At 44.2% G+C, this 18,580-nt stretch carries 17 protein-coding genes; 6 read left to right on the top strand and 11 right to left on the bottom strand.

The window, feature by feature from the left end; all coding sequences use genetic code 11:
- Positions 1 to 54: 54 nt before the first annotated feature.
- The 5 genes from K5609_RS05465 to K5609_RS05445 form a co-directional block, all read right to left on the bottom strand.
- On the bottom strand, positions 55 to 729 hold the full coding sequence (locus K5609_RS05465) for a hypothetical protein (RefSeq protein WP_221076305.1): 675 nt from the start codon (positions 727 to 729) through the stop codon (positions 55 to 57).
- Between the two features lie 105 nt (positions 730 to 834).
- Positions 835 to 1,197 carry a hypothetical protein gene (locus K5609_RS05460; protein WP_221076304.1) on the bottom strand — a complete coding sequence of 121 codons (363 nt, stop codon included), beginning with the start codon at positions 1,195 to 1,197 and terminating at the stop codon, positions 835 to 837.
- 121 nt (positions 1,198 to 1,318) lie between these two features.
- A complete protein-coding gene (locus K5609_RS05455) occupies positions 1,319 to 2,323 on the bottom strand; it encodes a Shedu immune nuclease family protein (RefSeq protein ID WP_221076303.1) in 1,005 nt (334 codons plus the stop codon).
- A gap of 113 nt (positions 2,324 to 2,436) precedes the next feature.
- Positions 2,437 to 3,225 (bottom strand): FRG domain-containing protein, encoded by a 789-nt coding sequence (locus K5609_RS05450; RefSeq protein ID WP_221076302.1) that lies wholly within the window; start codon positions 3,223 to 3,225, stop codon positions 2,437 to 2,439.
- A 430-nt stretch (positions 3,226 to 3,655) separates the two neighbouring features.
- Complete coding sequence (locus K5609_RS05445; protein ID WP_246611945.1) at positions 3,656 to 4,354, bottom strand: hypothetical protein; 699 nt, start codon at positions 4,352 to 4,354, stop codon at positions 3,656 to 3,658.
- Between the two features lie 253 nt (positions 4,355 to 4,607).
- On the opposite strand from K5609_RS05445, the gene K5609_RS05440 reads away from it, so the two are divergent.
- From K5609_RS05440 to K5609_RS05425, 4 genes are all read left to right on the top strand, one after another.
- Complete coding sequence (locus tag K5609_RS05440; protein ID WP_221076301.1) at positions 4,608 to 5,489, top strand: LysR family transcriptional regulator; 882 nt, start codon at positions 4,608 to 4,610, stop codon at positions 5,487 to 5,489.
- Between the two features lie 101 nt (positions 5,490 to 5,590).
- Positions 5,591 to 6,673 carry an efflux RND transporter periplasmic adaptor subunit gene (locus K5609_RS05435; RefSeq protein ID WP_221076300.1) on the top strand — a complete coding sequence of 361 codons (1,083 nt, stop codon included), beginning with the start codon at positions 5,591 to 5,593 and terminating at the stop codon, positions 6,671 to 6,673.
- A gap of 1 nt (position 6,674) precedes the next feature.
- Positions 6,675 to 9,758, top strand: coding sequence for an efflux RND transporter permease subunit (locus K5609_RS05430; RefSeq protein WP_221076299.1), 3,084 nt, complete (start codon positions 6,675 to 6,677; stop codon positions 9,756 to 9,758).
- Entirely contained in the window at positions 9,745 to 11,217 is a 1,473-nt protein-coding gene (locus K5609_RS05425) for an efflux transporter outer membrane subunit (RefSeq protein WP_221076298.1), read from the top strand. The genes K5609_RS05430 and K5609_RS05425 overlap by 14 nt, the downstream gene beginning before the upstream one ends.
- Positions 11,218 to 11,314: 97 nt before the next feature.
- On the opposite strand, the gene K5609_RS05420 is transcribed toward K5609_RS05425, so the two are convergent.
- The 6 genes from K5609_RS05420 to K5609_RS05395 form a co-directional block, all read right to left on the bottom strand.
- Positions 11,315 to 11,920, bottom strand: a complete 606-nt coding sequence (locus K5609_RS05420; RefSeq protein WP_221076297.1) for a YiiX/YebB-like N1pC/P60 family cysteine hydrolase — start codon at positions 11,918 to 11,920, stop codon at positions 11,315 to 11,317.
- Positions 11,921 to 12,203: 283 nt separating this feature from the next.
- Positions 12,204 to 12,722 carry a PEP-CTERM sorting domain-containing protein gene (locus K5609_RS05415; RefSeq protein WP_221076296.1) on the bottom strand — a complete coding sequence of 173 codons (519 nt, stop codon included), beginning with the start codon at positions 12,720 to 12,722 and terminating at the stop codon, positions 12,204 to 12,206.
- Between the two features lie 270 nt (positions 12,723 to 12,992).
- Positions 12,993 to 13,871, bottom strand: coding sequence for a LysR family transcriptional regulator (locus K5609_RS05410; protein ID WP_221076295.1), 879 nt, complete (start codon positions 13,869 to 13,871; stop codon positions 12,993 to 12,995).
- 225 nt (positions 13,872 to 14,096) lie between these two features.
- On the bottom strand, positions 14,097 to 14,570 hold the full coding sequence (locus K5609_RS05405; protein WP_221076294.1) for an anthrone oxygenase family protein: 474 nt from the start codon (positions 14,568 to 14,570) through the stop codon (positions 14,097 to 14,099).
- A 10-nt stretch (positions 14,571 to 14,580) separates the two neighbouring features.
- A complete protein-coding gene (locus K5609_RS05400; RefSeq protein ID WP_221076293.1) occupies positions 14,581 to 15,474 on the bottom strand; it encodes an EamA family transporter in 894 nt (297 codons plus the stop codon).
- Positions 15,475 to 15,625: 151 nt separating this feature from the next.
- Positions 15,626 to 16,537 (bottom strand): LysR family transcriptional regulator, encoded by a 912-nt coding sequence (locus tag K5609_RS05395; RefSeq protein ID WP_221076292.1) that lies wholly within the window; start codon positions 16,535 to 16,537, stop codon positions 15,626 to 15,628.
- A 158-nt stretch (positions 16,538 to 16,695) separates the two neighbouring features.
- Here K5609_RS05395 and K5609_RS05390 point away from each other — a divergent pair, with 158 nt between their 5' ends.
- Entirely contained in the window at positions 16,696 to 17,385 is a 690-nt protein-coding gene (locus K5609_RS05390; protein ID WP_221076291.1) for a type 1 glutamine amidotransferase domain-containing protein, read from the top strand.
- A gap of 30 nt (positions 17,386 to 17,415) precedes the next feature.
- Positions 17,416 to 18,573: an iron-containing alcohol dehydrogenase gene (locus K5609_RS05385; RefSeq protein ID WP_221077205.1), complete on the top strand. Its 1,158-nt coding sequence runs from the start codon at positions 17,416 to 17,418 to the stop codon at positions 18,571 to 18,573.
- Positions 18,574 to 18,580 lie beyond the last annotated feature (7 nt).

The raw sequence follows: 18,580 nt of genomic DNA, 5'->3' as shown, positions 1-18,580 counted from the left end.
ATGTGTAGCGAAGCGAAACATAACCCACTATTTTTGTTCCGTTTAAATGCCTTGTTAGCCGTTGTTTATGCCGAGTTCATTAACTAAAGCACTTTGGCATTTTTCAACAGCCTCAATTCCAATTCTATATCCACTGCTTGCCGATACTTCAATTACCGGATCTTTCTCAGTGGAGCTAAGTGCTACTTCCATACTTACTAAAGTTGAAATTTGTCCAGATAAATCTAGCAAAGCTCTTTTAGCTTTATCTGTTAAATACAATCCATGCTCTAGTTTCATTTTATCTATAGCTACAAGAAAGTATGTTAAGTGTTTATCTGGAGTAGTGTCATCGACGTGACTCCAAACGTAATGTTCACCAGCATCTCTTTTCGCCATGTTTTTCCAGCAATATAAATTAATTTCAATTAGAAGGTCATTAACTGCAATTACAGCCTCTAAACATTTCGTTTGAAAAGCAGACTGTAAAACACTTTTTATTTGTAAATCAGCTTTTGTTTTTTCAAGGCTTTCAGCATAACTAGACTTAACTTTCTCGATTTCAGTTGTTATGTGGCTTATATCTTCTTTTGTTGCAATATTCTTAGCTTTGACAGTTAAGTATGCACCTAGAAATGATGCAATTGCAGTAATACTAACCAACAACAAAACTTGATTGATACTCATAGTTGAAGAAGTCGATACTGCTACTTCAACTACTTCTTTTATTTCATCTATTGTTAATGGCATATAATTTGATACTCAAGATGATGAAACGGCTAACGCCTTTAGCTGCGGCGAGCGTCAGCGAGTCCAGCCCCGGGGCTTTTTCCGGGGCGAGGCAGGCTAAACTTGTTAAGTTTTATCTTTGTATGCAAAATCTAAGCACCACTTATAAAATAATTGAGCGATTTTAATATTTTCGTGGGGATCAGTTTCCGCTCGATCTACAATGACTTGCTCAAGGTCGTATCTAGGTATTTTTAGCAACCGAGCAATAATGACATAGCTCAAAAGACTTGCCCCAAAAAGAGCTATGATAAAAGTGGCAACCATTGAGCCAAACACAATGATGTTTGTAATAGTTGATACATCCTTAGCTCGCTGGCCACTATCTACGCCAAGTGCATCAAGCAGCCCCATCATTGCATAGAACCATAGGAACAAAGCCCCAATTATTATTGAGAAGTGAGATATTTTAATCTTCGTTTTGTTCATGATTCCCTTTGAAACTTAACGCCCGCTTAAGGGGTGAGTAAATGTGTGCCAAAATTGTAGCGAAGCGAAAATGGCACGCGTTTACGAATCCCACTTGAAGCGTTTGTTATGTGCGTTTAATTTAAGAAACAAGTGCAAGTACATCTTTAGCTTTCTCAAACAACTCATCATATGTGATGACTTGAACACCTGATAAACTACCTCTGAACAGCTCTAATGACTTTATTTTTATGGGGTCGTTCATCTCTCTTTCTAAGTCACCAACCAAAACTACGCATTTGGGACTAAAAGCATTAAATGAACTATCATCATCTTTTAGCTTGTAATACTCTTTAAGAAGCTGCTCTTTATAATTTAGTACTTGAACAATACCACCGCTCAACTCATCACTTATAGAATAAGCGTTGCCGCGATATTTCTTCCCAAGCAAATTCTTAACTGGAGTTTTGATCTCAACCATAACAACATTGTCGGTATGTTTGCTTGCATATATGAAATCGACGATGTTGCCCTTCTTATTACCAAGGGTCTTACCGCCCACGTAACTTTTAGAGCCAAATTGAAATGAGCTATTAGGAAACACTTGGCTTAACACTGCTGGAGATTTAGTGAGCAGATGCTGCCAAAACTCTTCTGATGCGTTGTGTCTATTTTTCTCCCAGATGCTAACAGCTTCTTTTAAAGAAACCTCGGTATGCTCATCTAACTTGAAGTCAAACAACTGCTCTGGGACAATAGCTGCCTCTAGCGTTTTTAGATGCTTTAGCTTGGCTTCTCTCAGCCAATTAGCTGTATAAATCTCAGGTTGTTTATCTACTAAGCGATGGCATGTAGGGCATAACAATATTAAATTATCTTGTGAAACCAAACTCTCAACTGGAGTTTCAGGATTATATCTTGCCCCTCGTTCCGCAAATGATTCGATTTGGGCAACTTCACCGATAAATGCATTGTCACCTACTGCTAATTCTCGCCTGCAATTAGCTAAAGAACACCTAGAACCACTAGTATGTACAAGAAGTTGACGTTGCATCGCGGAAATTTGTGGTCGTATGTTAACTTGTGTTTTTCTAACAGTGGGTTTTCTCATTTTTATTGGTTTATATTCTTCCGATTCGATTCCCATCTTATTCCCTAATTTGACCATACAAGTCTTTAAGTATTCGAGCACATAACGCTACCAATAAGCGGTGAGCGGAGCGAGTCCGGTGACCATCGGGAGCGTACTTGATTGGTTTGTTATATACCCCATTCACGGATTATTCTTACTGAAAGTGAATTCAAATCTTGATATACGTCATCTTCCTTATAGCCTACAGAATATAGCTGTTTTCTTATGCGCTCTCTATGCTCCTCCTTAATAACAAACTTAACAATGTGATCCTTAAATTCACTTGAATCATTTGAAAAGTAAGAATCAATTGAGTTGCCTTCTTCACCATGGATAGTAAAAACACCTTCTTGTGAGACTACACGCTGGTTTGCTAAAGGAACCGTTATCGCTAAAGGGGTTTTCGGGAGGTTTTTCTCCTTAATTGACTTGCTAGCAAGGGAGTCAGGCAAGTAGTGATCTAAATCTGGCCGAGTTATCGTGCAGTCTACATCAACGTGATTTGTCAGAATCTTATTTAGAGACCCTGGAATCATCATCCAAACCACCCTCTTATTAGAACTCTTGGGACGAGTTTTGGTATCCTCCTCCAATGCGAAATACAAAGCAATTAATGGTTTCTTGCTCCAATCTAAAAGCCTTGTTGGCAATCCATAGTGTTGCATTAATGAATACAGCTCCCAAGAGTCATTATACCCCCCCGATTCATAGGCCTTATAATGCATTAGAAAGTCATTAGTAATAGTTTGACCTATTTTAACATCTCGCCAAATAATCCCCGGAACGAGCTCATACTTGCTAGACGCTACCCCACGATACCAAACATCTGAATGAAATATGTGCCATCTACTTTGTATTTTTTCTATTTGCGTCAAGTAACTCGACAGGCTGCTTATTGATACTTCTTTTATCGCCATATTTAGCTCACGATATAGTTAGGGGGGATATAACATTTGTATATTGCGCATGCGCGTTTACCTCATTAGACCAGTGAAAACGCGCATACTTAATCCTTTGAATTTAGGGAAGAAACAAGAATAAGGTTCAATACATTTTTGGGCAAAACGCGCATGCCCAGTTAGCAAACCTATTATCTAATTTAACACTAAGCTAAGTAATTGATACTACGCCTGAAAATTCTTAGCCTCAAGGATTAATGCACAAAAGTTCCTCTCTTTTATTCGATAAAAAGCAGAAAAACCAATAACACTGTATATGAACACAGAAAATAGCTGCTTTGATATCTTTAGCCAAGCGCTTTTTCTGCGGTAGTATTCTCGATCAAATGTAGGTGTTTGGCCTAAACTCTGCAGAGCTAAGCCCTACTGAGTTTACGCTGAAGTTACATTAAAAGTAGACACTGGCTTGCAGCCAGCCAACGGTGTCTTTTTTCGAGATTTTGCTTTCTGCGGTGTGGTCAACTTTAAAGCCTACCGACATATTGCTATTAATCATGTATCCACCACCCACTTCAATTTGCGGCACAAAATCTTTGGCTCGGCTTACGTAAGTGGCTTTAGGGTTGGCGTAAAGCCAGTGGCCGTCGTCGAAGGCGTACATGGCGTATAAGCCGCCTTGTACTAGTGATGAGTCTTTAAAGGTTTCGTTACTGTCTTTAATTGGCATATCTAGCTTACTTTTCATGTAGCCGCCATAGAGCATGGGGAACAGTGAGATATTTTTGGTGATATCAAATTTGTACATACCACCTACCAATGCAGTAGTGGTATTTCTATCCCCGACTACATCAACGGAGTAACCCAAGCCATCGTTTACTTTGAAGTAACGAACGCGATAATCAAAATCGATTTTGCCTTGTTGATCTTTTTTATCGGCAGCGCCTAGGTCGGCAAAGATCATATTGCCCGCTCCCCAGCCATAGGTGCCGTTTAGCTGAGTGCGCTCGCTACTGCGAGAAATACCTAAAGAGCTGAAGGTGGCGGTTGGATCGCCATAGTTCATGTCGGCTTTTGCCTCGACAGTTTGCTCTGCCATTACGCCAGATGAGATAGCCGCCAAGCTTATTGCTAATATTGTCTTCTTCATTTTTTTACCTGCTAATAATGAAATGCCCTTTAGAAAAGAGCGGCATTCCATAGCCGCAAATAATGGCCGCAAGTTTAACCTTGCCTAAGGAGGCTGCTAAATGAGTACCTGTTAGCTCGTCTTACAGGTGAGAAAATACCAATACAGCTGCTAGTGCCGTTGTTAAGGGTGTAACGCTAAGCACTTAACTTGAATTGCTCATCAATACTGTTAATCTTCGCTCAGTTTGTATCTAATTTGGTGACAATATCTTATGCGAGTAGAAGATCTTTCTTTATTCATAAAAGTGGTGGAATCGGGCAGTTTTAGTGCTGCGGCCCACTCCCTCGATTTACCTCGCGCGAATGTAAGCCGACGCATCAACGAATTAGAACAAAGCCTAAGTACCCGTTTGTTTGTTCGCACCACACGTAAGCTAAACCTTACCACTCAGGGCCAGCAATACTACGAAAGCATGCAAGACATTATTCGCCGCCTTAACGACGCAAACAGCGCTTTGCATAGCCACACAGCTAGCCCGAGTGGTTTGGTTAAAATGGGGGTTAATGTAGGTAGTGATCACTATGTAATCGACATCCTAAAAAACTTTAAACAACGCTATCCCGATATTAATGTTGAGGCACGTTATTCTAACGAAAGCTACCAAGGTTTATTTGAGCATGGCCTTGATATGGCTATGTATGTAGGCTCGTTAGACGACTCTAGTTTTATCGCAAGAAAGCTAGGCGGCTTTAGTAAAGTAATTATTGCCAGCCCCGAGTATTTAGAACAAAACCCTGTGCCTGTTACCCCGCAAGATTTACTGCAACATAGCTGCATTATTTATCGCAGCTATAGCCAAAAATTAGAGAACCGTTGGCAATTTACCAACCAAGAAATCGAAGTAAGCCATCACCATATTAGTAATAACTATGCCCATATTGCCCAAGCTGTTGAGGCGGGTTTGGGCATAGCCTTAGTGCCCTATATTTTGGCTTATCCGATGATAGAAAAAGGCACGGTATGCCATTTAATGAAAGACCATGTCTCTTCTTCTGAAGACGCATGGATGGTCTACCCAAGCCGTAACGGTTTAACCCATACGGCGCGGCTACTGTTGGATTATATTGCTTCTCGTGTACCGGAGCATCTGTAATTGTCACGTTTTTTGTGACACATAAGAACAGATTAGCTAGCAGATAGCCTTAATAAAACTGTTTACCATGCGTGCAATTAATCCTTCCACCGGAGCACGCAATGAAATACTCCTATCTCGCTTTAGCACTAAGCGCTACTTTGCTTAGCGCATGCAGTACCGAACAAACCGCAGACATTAGCAATGTAAAGCTGCGCCCTGTTAAAGTAGTCAGCCTAAGTGCCGCCACCCAAGCTAATAACAGCTATTACAACGGTGTGTTGCAATCGAGTACCAGCTCTAAGCTGGCCTTTCGTGTTCCGGGCACCATTCAAGAAATACTGGTAAGCAATGGCCAAAGCGTGACCAAGGGGCAAGTGCTTGCGCGCCTAGACCCACACGACTACCAAGTGAGCCTGCTTGAGCTAGAAGCCAAGCTACTTGAAGCAGAGTCGGCCCAAGCTCTCGCCCACAACGAATACCAGCGGGTTGAGCAAGCCAGCCAAGACAACGCCATAGCACCGGTTAACCTAAACCGCGCACTTAGCGGCAAACAACGCGCCGACGCCAGCGTTGAAGTAGTGAACCAGAATATTCAACGCGCTAAAGATGCACTGCGTTATACCGAATTGCGCGCACCTTTTGATGGGGTAATTGCTCAACGCTTTGCCGAAGAACACGAACAAGCAGTACCTGCGCTACGCGTGTTTACCTTACACCAGCCCGAGCACTTAGAAGCCGTGATAGAAGTGCCAGAGAATCAAATTAATGCCTTTAGCATTGGCCAAGCTGCGCAAGTTAGTTGGCATGATAAAACCGATAGCATAAACGCCAAGGTGAGTGAGATTGCCACCGTGCCAGATCTCATCAAGCAAACCTATACGGTAAAACTTAAGCTTGAGCAGACTCTCGATGAGGTGTATCCGGGCAAATCGGTTAAACTAAGCTTAGCGCTTTCGCAATCTGAACAAGCTCGCTACTGCTTGCCGCATTCAGCCTTAATTCTTGAGGGAGCAAAGGCCAAAGTTTACCGTGTTCACAATCACAAGGTTGAAGCCGTAGCCAGTGAAATCGTAAACCAAACTCAGCAACAAGTATGTGTAAGCGGCGACTTTAAAGAAGCCGATAAAATCATTGTTGCTGGTAGCCGTTACCTAAGCGAAGGACAGCAAGTAGGTGATTTATTAGATGCGAAGGAGGGTTAAGATGAACCTCGCAGAATTCGCGATTCGCCAACGCACCTTTGTATGCTTTTTTACCGTGTTATGCATTATTGCAGGCATTGGCTCTTACATTGGATTAGGTAAATTAGAAGACCCTTCGTTTACCGTAAAAAGTGCGGTAGTGGTTACCTTGTACCCTGGGGCATCTGCCCAGGAAGTAGAGCTGCAAGTTACCGACAAAATTGAAACCCGCTTGCAAGAGATGGGTTCGGTGTGGAAGTTACGCAGCCTTTCTCGCCCTGGCAGTTCAATGATTTTTGTTGACCTAAAAGAGAGCACTACCTCAGAAGAGCTTCCTCAGCAATGGGATTTATTACGTCGCAAAGTTAACGACGTAAAACTAGAGCTTCCGGCCAGTGCGCAAATTAGCATCGTGCAAGATGAGTTCTCGGAAGTATACGGGATGTTGTTTGCAGTACACAGCGACGACGCTGCGCCAGCTGAGTTAAAAGCCCATGCCAAAGAGTTACAACGCCGCTTAAAAGCCGTTGATGGCATTAAAAAAGTAGAGCTACATGGTGTTCCCCAGCAAATCGTTAATATTGATTTGCCAAGCGAGCGCTTAGCAGAGCATCAGCTCTCGGCTGCTCAAGTATTTAGCCAATTAACCACCCAAAACATGGTGCTAGATTCTGGCAGCTTTAAACTTGGTGAAGAGCGCATAAGAGTTAGCCAAAGCGGCACCTTTGAAAACCTAAGTGATATTCAGAATCTATTGCTTAAATCTGGTATTGCCGAACTCGGCTCTGGCTTAATTCGCCTAGGTGACATCGCCGATGTTTACTTGGATTACCAAACTCCAGCTCTATCAGAAAGCCGTTATAACGGTAGTACTGCGATTACTGTTGCGGTAAGCCCAGTTGATGGCATAAACGTAGTGGCCTTGGGCGACACCCTAAAGCAGGTGATTCAGCAGTTTACTAGCGAACTCCCGCTTGGCACCGAGGTTGGCACCATTGCCTTTCAGCCCGACGAAGTGCAAAAGTCTATCAATAACTTTGTAAGCAACTTAGTAGAAAGTATTCTTATTGTGGTGGCAGTGCTTTGGGTATTTATGGGGCTGCGTAGTGCTGCCATTGTTGGCAGTAGCTTGCTTATTACCTTGCTTATTACCCTTATTTACATGCTAGTTGCTGGCATTGATTTACAACGGGTATCGGTTGGCTCGTTTATTTTGGCGCTAGGTATGCTGGTTGATAACGCCATTGTTATTACCGACATGTTTAAGGCTAAACTCAACCAAGGCATAGAGCGCTATCAAGCCGCCACTAACAGTGTGAAAGAAACCGCTGTGCCCTTACTCGCTGCTACTGTGATTGCCATTATGGGTGCTACCCCAGTGCTGTTATCACAAACCGATGCTGCCGAGTTTTCTATTTCGGTATTCCAAATACTTTGTAGCTCACTGCTATTGTCTTGGTTAGTGGCGATGACACTTACCCCTCTCATGTGTTGGGCCTTCATTAAACCTAAAGCGAAACAAGTAGACCAGTCAGAGCCAAAGTTTGCCCAAATTGCGCGCAAGGTTCTTACCTGGGTAGTGGCAAAACCTTTTAGCGCTATTGCTTGCATCGTTCCGGCATTACTTGTTACTGCCTTAATTGTGCCAAAAATTGCGATTAACTTTATGCCTGGCTCCGATAGGCCCATCTTATTTCTAGATTACTGGCTACCCAACGGCGGACAAACCGAAGTGGTGTCACGTGATATGAAAGTGATTGAGGACTGGTTATTGGAGCAACCGGAAGTAAGCAGCATTTCAAGCTACATAGGCGCCAGTGCTCCGCGCTTCTCGGTAACCGTTGAGCCAGAACCCTTTGACAGCAGTTACGGGCAAATTCTGATTAATGCAAAAGATTTTGAATCTATTGCGCCGCTTATTGAACGTGGTGATAACTGGCTAATGAGGCAGTTTCCTAATGCTGAACCTCGCTTTAGAAACTTAAAGCTAGCCACCAAGGATAAGTTTGCCATTGAAGCGCGCTTTAAAGGCCCCGATCCGCAAGTTCTGCAAGACTTGTCAGCGCAAGCTCAAGCCATTTTTAATGCTCACCCTAATACCAAGTATGTGCGTGACGATTGGCGACAAACCAGTAAACAGCTGGTGCCAATTATGAACCAAGACAAAATGCGCCGCGCAGGTATTAATCGCAGCGACGTAGCACTGGCTATCCAACGAGCGTCTAGCGGTGTAGTTGTGGGTGCGCTGCGCCAAGGCGATGAGACCTTGCCAATTAAAATGCAAAGCAGTAACACCGATATTGCGCAATTAGAGAACATTCCTGTTCGCTCACTATTGGGTTTACACACTGTGCCACTTAGCCAAGTTGTCGACGGCTTTGAAACTCGCGAAGAGCAAAGCATTATTTGGCGTCGTAATCGGGTACCAATTATCACTGCGCAAGCAGAAGTATTTGGTCAAACACCTTCCGATGTGCGTAAAGAGTTAGCCGAGCAAATTCAAGCTATTGAATTGCCTTATGGTTACAGCTTTGAATGGGGCGGTGAGTACTACGATGAAAAACGCGCAATTGACGACACCTTAAAGCAAATTCCAAAAGCAACGTTGATGATGGTGATTGTAATGGTGGCGCTATTTAATGGCTTAAAACAGCCGGCGATTATTTTAATTACCTTGCCGCTAGCCGCGATAGGTTGCGCTTGGACGCTGTTTTTCTTTGGTAAACCCTTTGGCTTTATGGCCCTAACTGGCGCAGTTGCGCTATCGGGAATGATCATCAAAAACGGCATTGTGCTCATTGATCAAATCGAACTAGAACGCAAACAAGGTAAAAGCATTAGCGAAGCCGTTGTAGAAGCCACAATTAACCGCACCATGGCCATTTCGATGGGTGCACTAACCACCGTACTAGGCATGGTACCGCTACTTAGTGACCGTTTATTTGACCAAATGGCGGCGATTATTATTGGCGGCTTGGTGGTTGCGACCTTCTTGTCGTTAATCATTATGCCGGCGTGGTATCGGATTTTTTACCGTGACCCACAAACCGAAAACAAAGCTGAAGATCTAAGCGTAAGTTCGGAGCTAAACCATGAACAAAACTAAGCCTTTAACTACAAGCAAAGCCCTGTCGGTAATGGTGTTCTCAGTATTGGCAACCGCTTGTGCTAGTGCTCCCGAATATCAAATGCCAGAGACGTCGGTAGACACCGTGTACTCTGAGCAACAGTCTAATCAGTTTGTAAACCAACAAACGGTTGAGGCGGCGTGGTGGCAGCAATTTAACGACCCCATTTTAAATGATTTGGTGCTGCAAGCTCAGCAGCAAAACTTAAACATTAAAATGGCGGCTAACCGCGTTCAAGCAGCTCAAGCTTATCGCAGTGCGGTGGCGTCTTTTAAAGTACCAACCGTGAGCTTAGGGGGTGGTTACACCAGCTACCAACTCAGTAAAAACGATCCTTTAGCGGGCCCCGCTTTTGGTATTGAAAATCCCATATCGGGCGGGGAGTTCGACTTAATTGAGCAGCAAAACGGCGGCTTTTTTGCTGGCATAAATGTAAGTTGGGAAATGGACTTGTTTGGCCGAATAGACAAGCAAGTAAGCGCTGCAGAAATTAGGGGTGAGCAGGCCGAGATTTTCCATCAAGGCATGCACACCTTGGTGAGCGCAGAGATCATTAACAACTACTTACAATATCGCGGTGCTCAACAACGTATTGCCATTGCTAAACGAAATATTAGTGAGCAAGAAACCGTGCTTAAACTGGTTAAATCGCTTAGCGCCAGCGGCTATGGTTCAGACATGGATGTAGCTAAGGCAGAAAGTGCACTGGCTTTAAGCCGCGCCGCGCTGCCCCAGCTTAACAGTGCCGAAAGTGTGCATTTAAATCGCATGGCTTTAGTACTTGCGCAAACCCCGTCTAGCTTGGCTGAACAACTTGGGGAGCCAGAAGCCTTGCCAAACTTTGAAGGCATGATCCCCTTAGGTTTGCCGTCTGATTTACTTAACCAGCGCCCCGACATCAATATTGCCGAGCGCGAAATGGCGGCGGTGAATCAAGAACTAGCAGCCAGTATGGTGGCGGGTTACCCACGCTTTTTCTTAACCGGTGGGCCGGGCTTAAGTGCTGAGAACTTTGATGATTTATTCAAAGCAGACTCTGCCGCTTGGCTAGCTAGCATAGGGGTGCAATGGAACCTGTTTGATGGCGGACGAAACGACGCCTTGGTAGAAATACAGCAGCAAAGATTTAACGACAGTGCTTTGCAATACCAACAAACCGTGAATGCAGCCTTTGTTGAAGTAGAGACTATGTTAATGGCCTATGGCAATAGCCAAGTGTTTGCCAGCAACATAGAGCAAGCAAGCGAACAAGCCGATCTTGCTTTAAGTAAAGCCAACTCACTATACCGAGCAGGCCTACTGGACCACTTGGCTGTTTTAGATGCGCAACGCCAGCAAAACTTGCTTGAAGACGCACAAGTGCTTGCTCAGCTGCAAACCGCTAACAGCATAGTTGGTTTACATAAAAGTTTAGGGGGTGACTGGACGATGCAATAAGTTTGGTCATGTTGACGCTTTGGCAGGTAAGCCTAATTAGTTAGATTGTTCTCTCTTAACTAGTTAGCCAAAGCGTCTTTTTTAGACAAATAGTTGCCTATACATTTGAGAACAAATCAATTTCAGGTGACAAATAGAAACCATCATTTAAGTGAGTAAGCTGTTTTTCAGAAAGATTCGCAGGAGTGTATTCATTGGAGGGCTTTTGCTTATCCAACAAGCCAATATGTTGATAGGCTGCTGCCACTAATTCACTGCAAAATAATGAATCGAGGTTTTCTTGATTCTCACCAAATGGCCCTTCCCATCCAGCCCGAGCCAGCTCCCAAAAGTCTTGTTCATAATGGCGTAGCTTTAGCTGTTCAAGCAATTGCATTAATTTGCCTAAATGCTCATCCGACAAGGTTCCACCTAACAACTGGCGAATTGAAATACTGCCTAAGTGTTGTTTAACACGTTGGTGTAGCGGCACTACCTGCACCCCATTGCTGGCTTGTTGAGAATACAAACAGGTATCTTTTGAATTAGGAATTGCTTCCCAAAGGGTCACAAAATCATAGGCTTCTAGTTCTAGCACCATGCCAACATGTGACCATTTGCTAAACGTTCCGTAACGAATAATGTCGCTACTTAAACCTTTGCCAGAAAAGAACACCAAATCGCCAGTTTTTAGTTTTTTGGCTAGTGGGTCGGGCTTTAGCATCCTGCTAACTCTCTCGATAGTCCTAAGGGTCTGTTGACCTTTGGTATTGAAATTTTCTTCGAGATAAGCGGACTTTAATCGCGGCAAACACTTTGAAACCTAGTGGGCTAAGTAACAAGTGTTCAACAAAGAGTAAAGTTCGCTTATCCGAACCCGCTGGGCAGTATTGTTGAAAAAAACCATCAACAAAGATCAACAGCCCCCAATTTGCTTTATATGATAAAAACAAAAAGCCCGCAATAGAGCGGGCTTAAATCAAAAAATAGACAATTAGCGCTAGCGATTATGCCGACGTACGGCGCCTCATAAGCAATCCGCCCAAACCTAGCAACATAATGGCTACGGTTGTTGGCTCACTAACCTGCGCTGGTAGAGAAAGGTTATTAACCCGCACTAACAAGGTATCTTGGTTACCACCATTAATAGAACTCACCACAGGATCATTAAAATCACAATGGCTGTAGGTGTTGTCAAAATACTGAGCAGCACATTTATTCCCATCTATAAATAAATCTCTAGCAGGAATATTGGCAAGCTCGGCCAAGCTAGCAAAACGCCAAGTACTTACACCTAATGCCGCATTTAAAGCATCATCGTATAAACCACTAGCATATTCCCAATTATCCACTAGCTGACTACAGCCACCTGAACAAGGCGAGGCCCAAACCCAATCAAAAATATCACTACTTACAATCACGTCCTCTAGAGGATCTAGAGTGATGACCGTAGCGGCCGATTGTTGTGAAAACACCATGCTTGAGATGAACATGGCAAACATCGTTATTTTTTTTATTTGTTTCATTTTTCCGCTTTCCTTGCTTTAGTTTGTTAGCGAGCCCGTAAATGCAAAAAATATACCTTTATATCAATAGCTTTACTTACAAGCACTTAGCGAAAAAACGAACACCCTTTAATTGATAGTTGTAAAAATAACCGACAATAATTTAAACAAACGAAAAATTTAAATTATTTATTTCAACACCTTACAAGCTCACATAATTAGTTTGATAAGCTTTAGGTGAACGGACACCTAAATGTGACATTAATCACAATTTAACCAGCCTTAATCAGGCTATTTCTGCACCAAACACTGCTGCATATTGTCGGTGACCAACTTAAAGCGGGAGGCCAAACGATGATAACGGCGCTGCACCAAATATATGGTTTCACTCACTGGATTTGCTAAACGGCTAGCAGCAATAAGCTCAGGTTTGGCAAAAGCGGCCACTGCGTGTGCAGGCAATACCGTAAAGCCCAAGCCCATTGCAACCGGCTCTAAAATCAAACTAATTTGGTTAGAGAATCCGCGAAGTTTAAATTGGCTGGTTTGCTCAAACTCTGGGTAGTTGGCTGACAATAACAATTGTGAATGATGGGCGCCGTCGGGATGGTCCACATAACCTAAACCTAACAAATCTTGCCAACTAGCATTGTTATATCGTGCCGGTGTTACCAATACCAAAGCCTCTTCTGCGAAGGCTTGGGTAGCCAACTCACTTAGGGTGCTGGGGCGAGTAATAAAACCTAAATCAAGCTGACGATCAGCCAGCATTTGTTCGATGCTAGCATTGGGTGCAAATTTATAATCAAACACCAAGTCAGGGTATTTTGCTTGTAAATCCAACAGGTTTGGATAGAGCTTCAAACCCACGCTGCCGGGGCTGGCAACCCGACACAAACCAGTATGAGGATCATCTTGTTTAAGTGACAGTTCAAGCTGGTTAAGTTGAGCCAAGGTTTGCTGTGCTTGCAAATACACTTGATTGCCCGCTTCTGTAAGCGTGAAGCTTTTGCCTTCTCGTTGTAACAGAGTTTGCTGGTAGTAGTGTTCTAGCTTACGAATTTGCTGGCTTACGCCAGGCTGAGTCATCGCCAGCTTTTCTGCGGTGCGAGTAAAATGTCCGGTTTCAATTAAGGTGCAATAGGTTTGTAACCAGTCGATATTAATCATAATGAAACCTTATTGAAGTAGCCAAGAAAGATAACATTATGCAGCAGCAGATTTTTCAAGCAAGGCGCACAGCAAACAAAGCCTATCGCCCGCCGAAAATAACTTAAAATAAAGAGAACAGCATGCTTGTAGCAGCGAATACAAGCGCTAGATTAGATGGGATAAGCACACAGATGGTTGCCACGAACAGCAAATAGAATTGCAGCTTTGCAAACAGCAGGTTTACTATAAACCCAACATAAACAGTAACATCGCTAGCGCAGAAGCAAGGCTGCGCCAGTGATTCCAATAGGTCCACTCCGCTAAATATTGCTGCCACTGCAAGCTTTGTGCTTCGCTTAGCCCATCATTCACAGAAATTAGCGCCAGCGCTTTATTTCTTGGTACGTTGGCAAACGCAGTCACCGCAAAGCAGCCCAGTAAATAACAAAGGCTTGCAGCCACCAGCCATAGGTTAATTGTTGCGACAAAAAACACCTGCCAAACAAGCACCACTAAACACAGAATTGCCGTGCCCATAAACAAGCCTAAAAACCCTGGGTTAAGCACCGTGATATTAATGCTTTGCATGGCCGCCAAACCTTGCTGAGTATTCAGCCTAGCCAAAGCAGGCATTACAAAATTAGAAAATGCTACAAAAATCCCAGCCACTAAACCGCATCCAAAAGCCGCGGCGATTATTAAGCTTTGTTCAAACATGTATTTCCCCCTAAACCACTAGCTTTAGTCCTATAACACTAATGCAAACTAGGCTAATCATTGCCCACTGTTTGAGAGTAGGCTTTTCCGCTAATAGCCACCAGCCCAGTAGCATACTAAATACCATCATAGTGCTTAACACAGCTGCCGCAATGGCTAGGGGGCCTAAGGTCATCGCTAAGGCATAGCAGCCTGTGCCAATAACCGTAGGTGAGGCGAAAATGAGGATCTGTTTAAACTGTGCGGCTGTCACCTTTTGCATTCCGCCGTGGCCGCTAAGCTTGCCTCGCGCGAACGCCATGAACATAGCCACCACGCCAATCATCACTTCCCAGCTAAAACCCACTAGAAATGGGTGGCTGTCGCGAGACATTTTGGCCACCAGTATCAACGCACAAGACATTAAAGCGCCATAACAAGCACTGGCTACAATGCCAATAAGCGGCTTGTATTGAGCGGCACTCTCCGTTGTTTCACTGTTAATACGAGTTTGACTTGCTCCCAACAGCAGCACAGCAAGTAAGGTTAGTCCGGCCATTAACCATTGCAATGGACTCAAACGCTCATCTAACAGTAATTCGCCCAACAAGCCGACAAACAGCGCCGTAAATGCCATCGATAAAGCGCTAGCAATGCCAACGGGTAACCTTACAAAGGCTATTGCATTTGCCCAGTTAGCCAAGGCGGCTAAACCCGCCGCTAGTACCAACCAACCAGCATGATGAATAAAACCAGAATACGCAGACAGCGGCACCAATAGCAGTAAGGGAGACATGCTAATAAACAAACTTAAACCGCGGTGAGCCACCGCACTAAGCAGATCTGATTGGCGATAAACCTTGGCCATTAGCACCCCTTGTAGGGCATAGGCAAAGGTAGCAGTTAAGGCGATAAAAAAGAACAAGGCTGCGTACTCACTAAAAATTTACCCCAGCCTACGCAACAAACTAAATAGCAACAAGGGCTTAACTAAGCATCGAAATGGCGTAAGCAAAAAACATTAGCCCTGCTTAAGTTTAGCCCCCCTATTTAAACGCTCGATGTAACCTCAATCACTAGCGCGCTCGCAGCGATTCTTGTTTTACTAGGCTCTGTTTTAAGTAATCGATGAGCAAACGCAACTTCTTAGAACTCGCCGAGCCTTTAGGGAAAACACAATACACATCAATATCTTGTAATTGATAATCGACCATAAGCACTTCTAGCTTTCCAGCCTGTATTTTTGGCAAGGCGTCGTACAAGGGAACACGCCCTAAGCCATGGCCACCTTCAACAAAGGCAGTGCGCACTGCTGCATTATTAGTGCTCATGCCACCTTTGGTTTTTATGCTATAAGAACGAGAACCTTTGCTTAGCTGTAAGGTACTTGAGCCTGCGGTATAAATAACCCATTGGTGGGCATCTAAATCTGCAGGTTTAGTCGGCCGGCCATGCTTATTTAAGTATTCTGGGGCAGCGCATAAGCAGGTACTTAAGGTGGTTAGCTTGGCGGCTTGCAAACCAGAGTCGTTAAGCTCGGCTCCGCGGATGGCTAAATCAAAACCATCTTGAATAATATTTACCACCTCATCACTTAATACCAGCTCGATATTCACCTTAGGGTACAAACGGCGAAACTCATTAATCACTGGCACAATGGTTTGTAGGCCAGCGTTTACCGGACAAGAAATTTTGATCGAACCTTCCGGCTCTTGCTTAAGGTTTTCTATCTGTAAATTTGCGGCTTTAGCTTGCTCAGCAATGTTATGACAGCGCTGATAGTATTGCTCGCCAGCCTCGGTTAAATGCAAACTTCGGGTTGAGCGATTTAGTAAGCTAAGCCCTAGTTGCTGTTCCAGCTTTTTGATGTGGTAACTAACCACCGCGCGGGTAATGCCAATATGCTTTGCGGCGGCGCTAAAACTGCCCTGCTCAACTACCTGAGCAAATACCACCATACTTTTTAGCTGTTCAAAGCTAACGCTCATTGTTCTATCTCTTTTTTAAAACACCTCCTAATTGTATCAATTATTCTACCAATCATGTCTATTTAATCTGCATTGTTGGAATGAGCTTACCCACCTACACTAGGTGCATTGCTATTGCGAGATCGCATAGTTACTCATCAATTTTAAGGAATGCACCAATGAGCACAGCTAAGAAAATCCTAATGGTTCTAACTTCCCACGACCAACTGGGCAATACCGAACATAAAACTGGTTTTTGGGTAGAAGAATTTGCCGCCCCTTATTATGTGTTTTTAGATGCTGGAGCAAACATCACCTTAGCCTCACCTAATGGCGGCCAACCACCCATTGACCCAAATAGTGAGCTCCCTGATTTTCAAACCGATGCCACTCGCCGCTTTGACCAAGACGACGCGGCAAAACAACAGTTAGCCACTACACTTAAGCTCGCCGACCTTGATGCTAGTGATTACGATGCGGTGTTTTACCCCGGTGGTCATGGTCCATTGTGGGATCTCACCGACAACCCACAATCTATCTCACTACTAGAGAACTTTGTTGCGCAAAACAAACCAGTTGCAGCAGTTTGCCATGCCAGCGCAGCCTTGCTAAATGTAAAACAAGCCGATGGCCAATTACTGGTAAAAGGCAAAGCAGCAACCGGCTTTACCAACAGTGAAGAAGCCGCAGTACAACTTACCGAGGTGGTGCCATTTTTGTTAGAAGATGAGTTAAAAGCCCGCGGTGCAGATTACCAAGCAGTAGCCGACTGGAACCCTTTTGCGATTCAAGATGGTTTAATGATTACCGGTCAAAATCCGGCATCTTCAGAAATGGCTGCAGAAAAAGTACTACAACACTTGGCCTAATCGCCAAGCTAGTTAATTGAAGGAAATATGATGTTAAATTTTTCGTTCCAAAACAGTACCCAAATCCATTTTGGCGAGGGGCAAATAGCTACCATCGCTAACGAAATCCCGGCGGATGCCAAAGTATTGGTCACCTATGGTGGAGGCTCAATCAAAAGCAATGGCGTTTATGACCAAGTTGCAAAGGCCTTAGAAAATCACCAGTGGTCTGAGTTTTCGGGCATCGAGCCTAACCCTAGCTATCACACGCTTATGCGTGCTGTTGAACAAATTAAAGCGGAAGGGCTTGACTACATTCTTGCTGTAGGCGGTGGCTCGGTAATTGATGGCAGCAAGTTTATCGCTGCTGCAGCTTGTTACCAAGGCGATGATCCTTGGGACATTATTGCCAAGCAACACCCGGTTGATACAGCCTTGCCATTAGGAGCAGTGCTCACCTTGCCAGCCACTGGATCTGAAACCAACCCAGCAGCAGTGGTCACCCGTGACGGCACTAAATTACCTTTTTATGCCCTAGCAGTGCGCCCTAAGTTTGCAGTTTTAGACCCAAGCGTAACTTTAAGTTTATCGCCCCGCCAAGTAAGCAACGGTGCGGTAGATGCTTTTGTTCACGTAATGGAGCAATACCTCACTTACCCAGTAAACGCCAAAATCCAAGATCGCTTTGCCGAAGGCATTTTGCTCACCTTAATTGAAGAAGGCCCTAAAGCACTTGCCGAAGAGAGCAGCAAAGACTTAGAGGTTCGCGCTAACATTATGTGGGCAGCCACCATGGCCTTAAACGGGTTAATTGGTGCTGGCGTGCCGCAAGATTGGGCAAGCCACATGTTGGGCCACGAGTTAACCGCCGCTTATGGCGTTGACCACGCACGCAGCTTGTCTATCACTTTGCCAGCGGTAATGAAAATTCGCAGTGAAGCAAAAGCCGACAAATTGCTGCAATACGCAGAACGTATTTGGGGCATAAGCGAGGGCGACAAGCAGCAACGCATCGATCAAGCGATTGCCGCTACCGAAGCCTTCTTCCGTAGCATGCAAGTTCCAGTGCGCTTAAGTGACATCGAACTAGGCGCTAGCGATGTAGAGGTTTTGTTGACTAAGTTAGAGCAACACCAAATGGTGGCTTTAGGCGAAGATAAAGCTATCACTTTAGATGTTAGCCGCGAAATCCTAAACGCCGCGCTATAAAGCCAAT

The organism is Agarivorans aestuarii (assembly GCF_019670125.1).
Taxonomy (GTDB): Bacteria; Pseudomonadota; Gammaproteobacteria; order Enterobacterales; family Celerinatantimonadaceae; genus Agarivorans; species Agarivorans aestuarii.
This window is presented reverse-complemented; position numbering and strand designations above follow the sequence as displayed.

Bases quoted from the DNA above. Each gene is read 5' to 3' on its own strand.
- K5609_RS05440 (WP_221076301.1), top strand. From the start codon at position 4,608: ATGCGAGTAGAAGATCTTTCTTTATTCATAAAAGTGGTGGAATCGGGC.
- K5609_RS05405 (WP_221076294.1), bottom strand. From the start codon at position 14,570: ATGTTTGAACAAAGCTTAATAATCGCCGCGGCTTTTGGATGCGGTTTA.
- K5609_RS05390 (WP_221076291.1), top strand. From the start codon at position 16,696: ATGAGCACAGCTAAGAAAATCCTAATGGTTCTAACTTCCCACGACCAA.
- K5609_RS05420 (WP_221076297.1), bottom strand. From the start codon at position 11,920: ATGCTAAAGCCCGACCCACTAGCCAAAAAACTAAAAACTGGCGATTTG.
- K5609_RS05455 (WP_221076303.1), bottom strand. From the start codon at position 2,323: ATGGGAATCGAATCGGAAGAATATAAACCAATAAAAATGAGAAAACCC.
- K5609_RS05425 (WP_221076298.1), top strand. From the start codon at position 9,745: ATGAACAAAACTAAGCCTTTAACTACAAGCAAAGCCCTGTCGGTAATG.
- K5609_RS05435 (WP_221076300.1), top strand. From the start codon at position 5,591: ATGAAATACTCCTATCTCGCTTTAGCACTAAGCGCTACTTTGCTTAGC.
- K5609_RS05460 (WP_221076304.1), bottom strand. From the start codon at position 1,197: ATGAACAAAACGAAGATTAAAATATCTCACTTCTCAATAATAATTGGG.
- K5609_RS05465 (WP_221076305.1), bottom strand. From the start codon at position 729: ATGCCATTAACAATAGATGAAATAAAAGAAGTAGTTGAAGTAGCAGTA.
- K5609_RS05395 (WP_221076292.1), bottom strand. From the start codon at position 16,537: ATGAGCGTTAGCTTTGAACAGCTAAAAAGTATGGTGGTATTTGCTCAG.
- K5609_RS05385 (WP_221077205.1), top strand. From the start codon at position 17,416: ATGTTAAATTTTTCGTTCCAAAACAGTACCCAAATCCATTTTGGCGAG.
- K5609_RS05445 (WP_246611945.1), bottom strand. From the start codon at position 4,354: ATGAAGAAGACAATATTAGCAATAAGCTTGGCGGCTATCTCATCTGGC.
- K5609_RS05450 (WP_221076302.1), bottom strand. From the start codon at position 3,225: ATGGCGATAAAAGAAGTATCAATAAGCAGCCTGTCGAGTTACTTGACG.
- K5609_RS05415 (WP_221076296.1), bottom strand. From the start codon at position 12,722: ATGAAACAAATAAAAAAAATAACGATGTTTGCCATGTTCATCTCAAGC.
- K5609_RS05430 (WP_221076299.1), top strand. From the start codon at position 6,675: ATGAACCTCGCAGAATTCGCGATTCGCCAACGCACCTTTGTATGCTTT.
- K5609_RS05410 (WP_221076295.1), bottom strand. From the start codon at position 13,871: ATGATTAATATCGACTGGTTACAAACCTATTGCACCTTAATTGAAACC.